Origin of the sequence: Vibrio sp. AND4 (genome assembly GCF_000171815.1) — a bacterium.
Taxonomy (GTDB): Bacteria; Pseudomonadota; Gammaproteobacteria; order Enterobacterales; family Vibrionaceae; genus Vibrio.
On the sequence record NZ_ABGR01000004.1, the window covers coordinates 54,420 to 67,129 of the forward strand.

The following is a 12,710-nucleotide window of genomic DNA, read 5'->3' on the forward strand; positions in this document are numbered from 1 at the left end:
GTTACTTTAACAAGCAATTAATTCTAAACAACAGAAATAGATTAAATAAAGCAAACATTCACACCAATCTGGCCATAAAAACCACCAACAAATGATAGTCAAAATATCTTGAAAGAAAACGAGTGTTAACACTTTTAGTATAATAGCGGCTACCTCTTTTCCTCTAAAGAATAAAATGGCTATGATAAATATAAACCTTTCTTCATTAATTCAGCGTCTACACCCTATTGCAAAAGTGGCATTAGAAGATGCAGCTGCACTTGCAGTTTCTGAAAAAGCAACAGAAGTTCAAATTGAGCATTATTTACTGAGCCTATTAGAAAGGCCAAATAGTGATTTTGACGTCTTATTAAGTCATTTTGATTGTTCTGAGAACTTATTAAGACAGTCGGTTCGATCCACACTCGATACCAACGCCAAAGGAAATGGCAGCAAACCTGTTTTTTCTGCTTTATTAATTGAATGGTTACAAGAAAGCTGGCTGGTTTCTTCTTTAGATCTATCCGCAACACAGATTCGCTCTGGAGCCCTGCTGCTAACGCTTGTTAGTAACCCTTTGCGTTATGGCCAACACGGCTACGCTTCGATCCTAGAAGCCGTCAATCCAGACAGCCTTAAACGTAACTTTGCTGAGCTAACTAACCACTCTATCGAGTCGCAAGTCGCCACATCAGAGAAGACGCAAGCGCGCGAAGATGGCTCGGCACTAAGCAAGTTCACCACCGACTTCACAGGCAAAGCGCGTAAAGGCGAAATTGATCCTGTTTTCTGTCGTGATCAAGAAATTCGTCAAATCGTCGATATTCTGGCTCGTCGCCGTAAAAATAACCCTATCGCCGTCGGTGAGCCTGGCGTTGGTAAAACCGCAGTCGTGGAAGGCTTGGCGCTTAAAATCGTGCAAGGCGATGTGCCTGACAATCTGAAAGGCGTTGAGCTTTACGGTTTAGATATGGGCCTTCTGCAAGCTGGCGCCAGCGTAAAAGGTGAATTCGAAAAGCGCCTAAACGCCGTATTAGATGAAGTAAAAAACTCACCTACACCGATTATTCTCTTCATCGATGAAGCGCACACGCTTGTAGGCGGCGGCAACCAAGCAGGTGGCAGCGATGCCGCTAACCTGTTAAAGCCAGCCCTAGCACGTGGCGAAGTAAAGACAATTGCAGCGACAACTTGGTCAGAGTACAAAAAGTACTTCGAGAAAGATCCTGCACTTGCGCGCCGTTTCCAACTGGTTAAGCTGGATGAGCCGTCGCCAGAGCAAGCCGCGTTGATCATCCGTGGTCTGCGTCCGGCGTACGAGAAATCACACAGTGTGTACGTACGTGACGACGCCATCACCGCAGCGGCCGCACTTTCTGCTCGTTACATCTCTGGCCGTCAACTACCAGACAAAGCCATCGATGTATTAGATACAGCATGTGCAAGAGTCAACATCAGTCTTAATGCCATTCCTGCTTCTGTAGAAACCCTTCAGCAAGAACTTGCGGCTCAGCAACGTGAGCTTGAAGCACTTGAGCGTGATGCCCTGCAACAAACTGGCGACAAGCACAGCCTTGCTAACATTCCTGATCTCAAACTGGCGATGGAAGCAACAAAAGAAGAACTCGCAGAGCAAGAAGCACAGTGGCACAAAGAGAAAGAGCAAATCCAACAGATGATTGCTCTGCGTTCTCGTTTGCATGAACTGGTCTTTGGTCAAGCAGATGAAGAAGAGCTGGCCACTGAAGAAGAATCTGAGCAAGAACAAGACGTTTCTCCTTACGCAGAGATGGATGAAGAAGCGGTTCGCATTGCCATTTCAGCTTGCCAAGAGCAGTTAGAGGCGATTCGCGATGGTAACCCACTGGTTCACTTTGAAGTTGGCCCAGATGAAGTCAGCCACGTCATCTCAGATTGGACAGGCATTCCGATGGGTAAGATGCTGCAAGATGAAGCGGAAACCACACTAAAACTAAAAGAAAGCCTCTCGCAGTGCATTAAAGGCCAAGAATTCGCAATCGATGCGTTGTCTGAAGGCATTCAAACCGCAAAAGCAGGCTTAGGTAACCCAGATGCTCCAACAGGTGTATTCCTACTGGTTGGTCCAAGTGGTGTGGGTAAAACTGAAACCGCTCGTGCGATTGCGGATCAAATGTTTGGTGGCGAGCGCTTTATGACCACAATTAACATGTCTGAGTTCCAAGAGAAGCACACGGTATCACGCCTAATCGGTTCACCTCCGGGTTACGTAGGCTACGGTGAAGGCGGCATGCTAACAGAAGCGGTTCGTCAACGTCCTTACTCTGTTGTTCTGCTTGATGAAGTTGAAAAAGCCGATCCGGAAGTGTTGAACTTGTTCTACCAAGTGTTCGATAAAGGTACGCTGAACGACGGTGAAGGCCGCACCATCGACTTCAAGAACACGTTGATCATCATGACCAGCAACCTAGCAACGCATGAGATTGAATCTTTGGTGAATCAGTCAAAAGACATCGATGCCAACATCATCGCTGAAGCCATCCGCCCAACGTTAAATCAGCACTTCAAGCCGGCGCTGTTGGCTCGTATGTCAGTGCTGCCATTTGTGCCGCTGTCCGACGAAGCAATGACAGAAATTATTCACCACAAACTGAACAAAGTTTCTCAGCGCCTACAGAGCCATCATAAGTTGTCTCTGAGCTACGAAGAGAGCTTGGTTGAGTTCGTTCTGAGCAACTGCCGCCTTGCTGAAACAGGCGCACGTAACATTGACGCGGTGATCAACCGTCAGTTACTGCCTCAGCTATCGACTCAACTATTAGTGCATGACAAGGATGACTCACACACGCAAATCGCAGTTTCTGTCGATGAGCAGGGAACACTAACCTATGCGTTCAGCTAATCATAGCGAACTTAGCAACGCCCTACTCGCGATCAGCCAGTCTTTGGCTGATCGCAGTCAGCTGACTCAAACATTGGATGCCGTGTTAACCGCCGCGAGACAAATGACCTTCGCGAAACATGGCATCATTTACGTTTTGGAGCAGACTGGTCAGGCGTTGATTCCGAGTACCGCTCACCATAACGAAAAAACGATTGTTTCCCATCCTTGGGAACCGCTTCAATTAGATTCGGCCAGTGAAAACGACCCATTTAACTTTGCGATTCGTAATGGCGAGGTGGTGTTGATCGACGAGCTGTATAAGTACAACGGTTACGACTGCGAAAGCATTTATCAAAGCGAGCAAATACTTGGCTTAAAGAGCGAGAACTTACTGGCTTGGCCACTGATTGACAGCGAAAATAAAACCATTGGACTGTTAGTGTTGCTCGATTTAAGTGTTATCGACAACGAGGCTGCGCTTACCGAGTTTTGCCGCATGGCCGCATGTCATATTCGCCAAGCGGTATGGCTAGAGCAATACGGCCAAGTGATCAAAGACCTCAGTGCAGACAATCAGGCTCTCGTTCGGGAGAACACACAGCTCAAAAAGCGAACTCAGAAAACCTACCAAGGCCCCATTGCACAGAGCGAAGAAATGCTCAATGTCCTGAATCGTCTTGATAAGGTCTTATCTCTTCCTGTTGACGTTATGTTGCGCGGTGAAACCGGTGCAGGAAAAGAGGTGATCGCAAAATACATTCACGAGCACTCCAATCGAGCAGACCAAGCTTTGATCGTCCAAAACTGTGCGGCTATTCCGGAACAGTTGTTGGAATCGGAGCTTTTTGGGCATAAGAAAGGCTCATTCACGGGCGCGGATAAAGACAAAATCGGCTTATTTGAAGCAGCCAACGGCGGCACGCTTTTCTTGGACGAGATTGGCGATATGCCAATGCTGCTGCAAGCTAAATTGCTGCGCGTACTGCAAGAGCGCAAAGTTCGCCCGGTCGGAAGCAGTCAAGAGATTGAGGTGGACGTACGAGTTATTGCAGCCACGCACTGTAATCTTATGCAACAAATCAAAGATGGCGGATTCCGTGCCGACTTGTTCTATCGTCTAAACGTATTCCCGATTACGCTACCACCGCTGAGAGAACGTGAATCGGACATCATTCCTCTCGCAGAGCATTTCGTGCAGCATACCACCAAGACCCTAGGCTTACCGCAAGCACCGGGGCTAAGTGCCAACGTGCGTAAACAGCTTCTTGCGTATAAATACCCAGGTAATGTACGTGAGCTGAAAAACATCATCGAACGCTCTGTACTGCTGTCTGATTTTGAAACCATCACTCACATCGAGTTTGGTGAGCAAATCCCTGAGGATCTGCCAGTTGTTGAGGAAAAAGCGGCAACGCTCCCTCAAGAGCAACCTGAATACGAGCCTGTACAAGCGGACTTGGAAGACGCTTCAATCGGCCTCAAGGACGTGGTCAGCCAATACGAGCGCACTGTGATCATCGACTGCTTAAATGCCTGTAATTGGCACACCAAGAAAGCGGCCGAGCAATTGGCACTGCCGATGAGCACACTCAACCACAAGATGAAGAAATACGATATTTCTGCAGCGGGTTAAGCGAGAAGCGAGAAGCGAGAAGCGAGAAGCGAGAAGCGAGAAGCGAGAAGCGAGAAGCGAGAAGCGAGAAGCGAGAAGCGAGAAGCGAGAAGCGAGAAGCGAGAAAATTTTACTTCGGTTGCATTGATAAGAAAAGAAAAACCGCCCGAAGGCGGTTTTTTTATTTGTTACTTTGCCTGTAAAAGAGCGATTTCCGGAGCATTAAGCGAAGACGCTTGTTTCGTTATCCAGTTCTCAACGTATCGTTTCTGCTCGTTCTGTACCTCTAGGTTTTTCCAGTGCAAGTGATTCGCCTCACTTGTCGCCTTTTCCTTTTCAACCGTTTCTATCCATGGCTTACACGCCATGAAGTCTTTCACCGCAGGAACTCGAAGCTCAAACTTCGGTAGTTCATAACCTTCACTCACATCCATTTGCTCAAATGAAGCCAACTCGAGTCTGATAGGTTTTAGATTATTACCATCTAAAACATCACCAAAAGGTCTTAAACCATTAACTAATTTGCCTGTAGGCGACACATAAGAGTAATCAAAGCGAATGATATAAAGGTGCTTTTTCTCGCTTGAAGTTAATAAACCGGAGAAATTAGCGTCATTCTGATCAATAAATTGAACGGCGCTTTGCTCCAGACCTGTACGCTTAGTAGCGTCGCTATCGTCAAGCTCTAGATCAAAAACGGTTCTTGTTTCTATTCCGTTATACCCAGTATTTGACTTCTCGGTAACAAGACGAGAACGAATGTTGACCACTCCAGCATAATGCATCACATCATGTTTAACTGGACCATTTTTGATCTGCAGTTTCACCCCACACTCAATGGCGTTGAGTAACATTGTATCGTAGTCGTCACTCGCACGATCATCCCCCAACACCGCAAAACAAAGTGAGAACCGTTGCTCTTTCGACCAATCAAACTTGTTGCTTATCAGTTTATTCGCATTGCCTTCACCCCAAGCAAGGTCACCGTCAATTTCAACACCAGGCAAAATAATAAGGTTGCCATCGATCACCTTCGGTGTGCTGTCCCGAGATGATGCAGACTCACTCATGACAAACTCTTCGATCAAAAAGTCAGTGTCTGTGAGTTTCGTCTTTTCCAATGTTCGACCGTTAAAGTTTTTCGCTTCTTGTGCAGGACTTTGACCATCGATACCAAAGTTAACTTCAGTAATATCTAGAGTGTAATTTTTATATGTACCCAAGCCCTCTAACTTACCCGCTAGCAAATCATGTCCTCCTAGTGAGAAGACATATCTCATCTTCTCAAAAGCACCAGTGTCTCGAACATATTCAAACACGCTTTGACCTGTAAAGAAGGCTTTCACCTCATCTATGACTTTAACATTTGGGCATAACGGCTTGATGCCATGGATTAAAAACTCACCAAATCCATATGTTGGCTCAAATTCAAGACCATGCAATTCCTTATCCTTAGCACCTTTATTCTTAAAGTGTTTTTTAATCGCTTTATCAGGGTCTTCGAATTGAGAAGCGTACATTTTAGTGAACAATACATCAAAGGTTGGCCCGTGAGAATCCAAGCCAACAACGGCTGCGCGATAAGCAACCTCCTGTAAAAACAGTGTTTTAGATGAGACATTGTCTTTTAAAACTACCTGTAGTTTCACGCGAGTTTGTGGGCGTAGCTTTCGTCCATTCTGCGCAAATGCCCACTCTACATATGGCGTCCATTTAGCACCGTCTTGAACCAGCAAGCGACTGAACTCTATATCATCACGTCCAAGTTCTTCTTTGGCTAAGTTGAAGTCGTGACAAAATGCCTTTAGGCCTTCTCGGATAGAAGCACTTTCTTGCAAGGACTCATCTGATTTTCGGTCCAAAAATAGACGTGTTTGTACAGGGAATCCCGTATTAAATGCACCACCTATTTTTTCACCGTAATTCCATTGTAGCGAGCTATTGATGCCAGAGTTAGAGAACAAACCAGATTTGTTAAAACGGTTTACCCAGTTCAGGGCAAGCGTATTGCCATCATTGACTGGAATTTCCCAGTTATCACTCATGACATACAGCTGAATAAACTCGTCAACTCGATAATCCTCAATGAAATCATCAAAGTCACCCGTAAGGCTCCACTTAGCGCGGAGAAGCGTTAGTAACTCAATCAAAGAATTCAAAGCATAGGAGCGCAACAAAAAGCGCTTCAACAACTCATCATGATTCGCCTGTTTTTTAAGAAAGTCGGCTAAGCCAACGGCATCAATGATCTGAGGTTGAAGATCTTGACTGATCCCCTTATACAATGAGACAAGTTCTTTATTGATACTGCTGAGCGTTTTTAGCATGCTTTTGTTGTTGTACTGAGCTTTGATCTCCTTAAACGTGGCATCACCAAAAAGGTCGCCATAGAAATCAGTTGCAGCACCCAAAAGATCCACACCCACTTTACCGGCAAAATAATAGGCAGCCACTGGTGCAGCAGGCGTCCAGATTGCGACGCTTGCCATTGCATCAACGGCGGCAAGAATCATCTTATCTTCAGCTTCCTTTGCCGCAAGCTGATGCCCTTCCCAAATTTGATGCGCGCGACTTAATGCCATCGTCCCAGACCGACTCGGTGGTAGAGAAACCGCGAAGTCAGGGATGATCAACCTTACCTCTACACGTCGGTTGACAGCGATATCGGCATTATCTGATCGGTCGTTGACGTCGTCATAACCGTCGATATCATCAATCAGTTGTGACTTACCCTTAAATTCAATCCACAACCTTGATTCTAGGTTCGCTCGTTCTTCTCCGCTTGCTTTGGCGAGGATGGCCTCTTTAACGACATCCGCACGCATTTTAGATATCTTTAAGTTATTTTCATGCGTTCCTATTGGCCCTGCATGGCCAATAATAGCAACTTGGTAATCAGGGTTTTGGGATAAAAGCTGGCATAATTTTTTACATACTTCGATATAGTCGATATGCAGTACTTGAACTTCGTTCTCAAACTCAGCAGAGTTAAACTTGAAGTTCATTCGAACAACGACCCCTTGGCCATCAGCAAAGATCTGAGCATTCCCTTCTTTACCAAGTGCTTCCTGCACCGTTTCTGCCTTTTTTTGCCAATGTTCTGGATTATCAAAGCGACGAACAAACGTTAAAGAAGAAAGATAGTTTTCAGCGTATTTACTTAAAGTTTCTTGCGCTTCTTTCGCATTTTGAATTTGTTCAGAGAACGCCGAATATTGATCTAACGCTTCCTTGCCACTTGCGATAACTCCAATTGCTGGTAGTGCGCGATTTGTTCCGCTCAAAAAATCACTGCTTAATCGTCCAACGCCACGCATGATTTTTGACTCTGGGCCTGCAGTTTTAAAAGCACGTTTGATATAAGGAATATCGATGACATGCTTTCTAAACACTAACGCTTGTGCTTGTTTCAGCGTTAGCTCTTTACGCGCAAAAATCTTTGCAAGGCTAACGCTCTTTTTAACACCACTGGTTGCGGCAAGTGCCGAATGTAATGCGATACCACTCATCAGAAATGGAGGTAAGGCCCCCGATTCACTGTTTTCCCATAGCGCCTGCCCGATGGTTTTCGCCATTTCTGCAGGTGGGCCATTTAGCTTGGCACCCTCAATAGAGAGAAAGTCACTGCTCAACGATTCGTAGGTTTTGTTGATCGCAGCATGCAAAGATAACGGTGCGACGCCCGGTTTTTGCTTAGTTTGATAGGTTAACCCCTTCGTCGCATAGTCTGAATAAGATGGCAACTGATTAGGGAATTGTTGGATGAGTGCTTCCTCTAAGGTGATCATGTCACCGCACACGCACGCCATTTTGCCAATGCCCGCTGTCTCGATAAACGTCAGCTTTTCATGCAGCTCATAAGTATATACATTCTGCTCCACATCAGTTTGAGGGTGTTTCATGAACTGCTTTGTGACATTGGCCTTCAGTACACTTTCGGGTAACACCTTACGTGTTTCATCGAATGCTAACCATTCATCTTCCCAAAATTGGATGCGCAACAAATAAAAACCATCTTCAACTTGGCTTGGATCGAGGTTAAACAATGCACTTGGTAAAACTGCATTACCTTCCGTTTTTGTCGCCCACAAAGGCTCCTTTACCGAGACCGTCCCTTCAGCGATAATTTCTTCAGTTGCATTTTCTATATCACCCGCCTGAATACTTTGAACTGGGCGAATCAACGAAACCTCAGCGCCACCATAAAGCTTGTCTGTGAACAGTACCGCACAACTGTGCATCCTTGGCACAACAAAACCTTTCAGGGGTAGATTTCTTTTTTCCTGACGCTTCAACCAATTATTGTAGCGTTGTTGCTCTGGCGTAAGATCGCCCCCAATATACGCAGGAGCCAGTTGACTCAGGGCAATTTCAGTAAGCTGGAACTGCACCCCCGTTTGGTTTGTTTCGTTAGTCCCATCATCAATGTACTTAGCAAAATGCTTGATGTTTTCAGCATGGCTCGCCAGATCTTTTGCGCCCCCCGTACTTTCTGGATCATTCTGAGGCGCAATCATCTGCGCCAACAAACGTAATGGTGGAAAACTTAATTCATAGCTTTTCCCTTTGCAGATCCCTTCCGGTCGGTTGCCCAACTTGAGCACTTCGTAATTGTCGACATCGCTCGGTACTGAACTTTCAGAATCGACTTTTTCTCCCGATAAAGGTTGATTACCCGCAGCTTGTGGTGGCTCACCTAAACCTAACTCGACCAATTTCCCCTCTTTGGTGGTGCCCCACAGTGCGGGTGCACCTCCTGAGAGAGCATTGACCATCACTGGAGTCAAAGGAATGGGACGAATCTTACCCGTTAACTCATTTACTCGGGTGAGATCGGGCTGGGTATGCCAGTCTGGGAATTCATCCACACCATCTATCTTTATTGCAGTAAAGAAGGCACCAAACAGATAGACTTCATTATCAAATGTGAAAGCCATCAGTTAGCCTCCTTGAACCAGTTACCTTGGTTTGCGGAAAGGTTATACACAATGGCAGGATCTATTGTGCGACTATAACCCAACGGAGACCAGCTCCACGCTTTTTTAGTCTGATTATTCTGCACCGACATAAGCATCGCGTTGTAATTCGTTAAAGAGAAGCGATTATTTAGGCCAATGGCGTATTGCATTGCCCCATCACGTTCGATCTGTTTGCCTTTTTCCAGATCAACAACAAACACATTGTGATAGTCGCGATTAGCTGCCCAAACAATGTCCCCCTCAGGGCTTATCGCTTTGTAATGCGCTTTAGATTTGTTCGTCGCTAACTCCTTATCCCAATAAACTATTTTTTCTTTTTTGTTTGTATTTGCATCGTAAACAAGTGCCGCATAATCATTTACCTGATATCTTTTCCCGTTCTTTATAAAGCCAGTATCACTGATGTAAAGATCGGTCTTTTCCGCCTCACCTTTAGCAATGTCCCACTTATACACCACACGACCCACCTTACCCGTGCGGTAATAAACGTAGCTGCTATCTTCCGCCCACAGGAAACCCGGAATACCAGCTAAACGATGCGGCAAGTCAATTAATTTTTGCTCTTTTAAATCAAAAAGATGTATGTCAGGTCCGGAGTTCAGGGCAACGTAACGATTATTTGGCGAGCGACTGGTTTTGTATCGAGTGCTGGATGCCTTTCCAAGATAGGGTAAATCCGTCACCAAACGCAGGTCCGTACCATCGGTCTTCATACTCCAAACTTTTACACGCCCTTCGTACTCATCGTACATTGGGTCTGGTCCATATCCTTGATCGTCTGATAAGTTTGCCCAAGTAAACTGAACGCGTGGCAAATCGTAAGAACTCGCGTCGTTTAAATCTTCCCTTGGCCATTCTTTGGCACGATGGATAAAGTAACGAGGAAAGTCACGTTGTTGATAAGTCGCAGAGCCAGATTTACGGACCTTGCTCTGCTCCATGGTGTAGTAGTTATGTTCACCCACGTAAGTGCGGCCGTCATCTTTACAACCCGCTATCGATAACGCAGTAAGTAACAGTAATAGTATTTTTTTCATGGTTTAACCTAGCAATTCTGAAATGGGTACATTTTCTTCTACAACAACAAGACGTTGGCTACCGGTGGAGAGGCTCGAATGAACACCTCGAACAATATCGACGTTCTTGACCTCTGCCGGCGGGAATGCAAAACGCAGCGTCATATAACCATCGTCGTCTTTCATCGCTGAACGAAAGTACGATTTGTGAATCCAATCGTGTTCTATGTTACGAAGCCCAAAGAAATCGTCCGGCTGATCTGTCAAAGGCTCGTGAAGGTAACGTATAGAAGGCAAAGTGCCTCTCGGAGCCAATTTAAGCCCCGCGATATTGCTTTCTTTGTGTTCGTTGATGATTCCACTGCCGATGCCTGTCGATGCGGTACCGGAAACTGGAATAATATTCTCACCCGCATTATTAAAGCTTTGGGATGAGGAGTATATTTGCAACTCTGAAAGAGACTTAGCAATTGAAGCAGGATCACTCTCTAGCTCAGACAGTTCCGTGTTTGTCAAAGCCAACTCGGAATAATGGATATAACATTCTTGTACTTCACCCGCGACTTTATATGGCACCCAAATATGCGGTAGAGGAACACCTTGTGCAATACGCAAACCATCTTTGCCAACTTTATAAGGGCTTAGCACCGTTTTAACAGTGATAGGATCAATATCTAATTCAGGAAAAACAACATCTACTTCCTCATCTACAAGGCGAAATACCCTAGCACCTTGATCAAGGCTTAGATGTCCCGAATACACTTTCTGACCGGATTGATAAATCTCAAATGCTTCTTCGCCAATGTAGTAGTCTGGTACAAGGTTTGCCCCATCAATGTTGACATGTCGTGTTTTCATCGAGGATTCAGGATCATTATTTCTGTAGTACTCTAAATCGACATCAGCAAAGTAGCCTTTTGGTGTAACTTCAACCTCTCGCCAAATTTTGTTATTCCAGATTACATAGAAATAACCTTCTACAACCAACTCATGTCCATTTATGCCCTCTAGCATAGGCAGCACCGGCACCAACACGTTATCCCACTCATCCATCTGCGTCTCTTTATCAACGGGTTGCAGGTCTTCGGCGAGTTTAAGCAAGATTGGCTGAGGCTGGTCAGAACAAGGGATTTTGATATAGAGCGTTTTGCCCTCAGTTTCGAGATCTTTGAATGTCGCTAGGCTGCGGTGTTTGTTTTCAGTATCGGCCTTGCCTACGGTGATTTTTTCTTTTTGAACGTCGGTTTTACCTAACATCAAGCATGCCGCGTTGCTAGACCACTGCCCTGCAAACTCAACGACGATTTTATGATCCGGGCTTGGTTCATAAGGTACATGGGCGTAGCTGCGCACTAAGGTAACATCATCTGTTACTTGCTTATAACCCGCTTTAAATACTTTACTCTCACCTGTCGACGAAGCAGACCCAACTAGGGCTTTTAGCCTAGGAAAGCTCTGTAATTGCGTATCTGATAACGGCGTTCTGCGAGGGACGGGTGACAACGCAACCCAGTTTCCCTTGCCGAGTTCGGTTCGAATCGCCGTAAGGATCCCAGAGCTAGACTTTTTGCCAGAGATGGCGATCTTCTGTGCAAGTTCTCTCGGCACATTTCTGAGTATGTCTTCTGAATTTCGCACACGCGAAAGCTGCCCTATACACTCGTCCGGTGTAAGAACATAAGATAGCTCGTTGGAGGAAAACTTCGAGCTAGGTATAAATTTGCAAACTAAATGCATTTGAATTCTCCACAACCAACATCGTAAATATGGTTGCGGTGACGTTTAAGCTGATAAGGCTTACAAGTACGATTTGGTGTGCTAATGCTACTAATTTAATTGCTATTATTCAATCACATAGAAATTTTTCTGAGAAGTAGAAAATCTTCCATTCTTGCAAAACAACAGGCCATTTAGTGATTTTAACTACTGATTCATACCAATTAACCACCTTGATCGTCTATAAATCAGTTTTTAAGCAACTTGGATTTTTTTATTTTTGCACGGAAGTTAACAAAATAGAGGTTGGTTGATGATGGCCGTAAGCTAGGGCTTTGAAGGGATGTCGCTTCCCCAGTAACAATAAGTGAATTACTGCTACTGAGGAAGTCTGAATAAAAAAAGTGAGTGTGTGTCACACTCACAAAAACGCGTAATCGCTTTGATGTGATGCTAGGCTGGTGCCACGTCATTACGAAAACACAACTGATCGGTAGTCCCCTACCGAATGCAGAACTCTATACTTAAATTGGGGCAGAGCAATA

At 45.2% G+C, this 12,710-nt stretch carries 5 protein-coding genes; 2 read left to right on the top strand and 3 right to left on the bottom strand.

Annotation, left to right across the window (positions count from 1 at the left end; translation table 11 throughout):
• The first annotated feature begins 181 nt into the window (after positions 1-181).
• Entirely contained in the window at positions 182-2,860 is a 2,679-nt protein-coding gene (tssH, locus tag AND4_RS07125) for a type VI secretion system ATPase TssH (protein ID WP_043991547.1), read from the top strand.
• Complete coding sequence (locus AND4_RS07130) at positions 2,847-4,475, top strand: sigma-54-dependent Fis family transcriptional regulator (RefSeq protein WP_009842269.1); 1,629 nt, start codon at positions 2,847-2,849, stop codon at positions 4,473-4,475. The genes tssH and AND4_RS07130 overlap by 14 nt, the downstream gene beginning before the upstream one ends.
• A gap of 167 nt (positions 4,476-4,642) precedes the next feature.
• Here AND4_RS07130 and AND4_RS07135 read toward each other — a convergent pair whose 3' ends face one another.
• Genes AND4_RS07135 through AND4_RS07145 form a run of 3 tightly spaced genes read right to left on the bottom strand, consistent with a single transcriptional unit; the run spans position 4,643 to position 12,186 of the window.
• A complete protein-coding gene (locus tag AND4_RS07135) occupies positions 4,643-9,391 on the bottom strand; it encodes an OmpA family protein (protein WP_009842270.1) in 4,749 nt (1,582 codons plus the stop codon).
• Entirely contained in the window at positions 9,391-10,470 is a 1,080-nt protein-coding gene (locus tag AND4_RS07140; RefSeq protein WP_009842271.1) for a hypothetical protein, read from the bottom strand. Before AND4_RS07140 ends, AND4_RS07135 begins: the two co-directional genes overlap by 1 nt.
• Positions 10,471-10,473: 3 nt before the next feature.
• On the bottom strand, positions 10,474-12,186 hold the full coding sequence (locus AND4_RS07145) for a hypothetical protein (protein WP_043991532.1): 1,713 nt from the start codon (positions 12,184-12,186) through the stop codon (positions 10,474-10,476).
• Positions 12,187-12,710 lie beyond the last annotated feature (524 nt).

Coding starts and splice junctions, on each gene's coding strand:
- AND4_RS07130 (WP_009842269.1), top strand. CDS start 2,847: ATGCGTTCAGCTAATCATAGCGAACTTAGCAACGCCCTACTCGCGATC.
- AND4_RS07135 (WP_009842270.1), bottom strand. CDS start 9,391: ATGGCTTTCACATTTGATAATGAAGTCTATCTGTTTGGTGCCTTCTTT.
- tssH (WP_043991547.1), top strand. CDS start 182: ATGATAAATATAAACCTTTCTTCATTAATTCAGCGTCTACACCCTATT.
- AND4_RS07140 (WP_009842271.1), bottom strand. CDS start 10,470: ATGAAAAAAATACTATTACTGTTACTTACTGCGTTATCGATAGCGGGT.
- AND4_RS07145 (WP_043991532.1), bottom strand. CDS start 12,186: ATGCATTTAGTTTGCAAATTTATACCTAGCTCGAAGTTTTCCTCCAAC.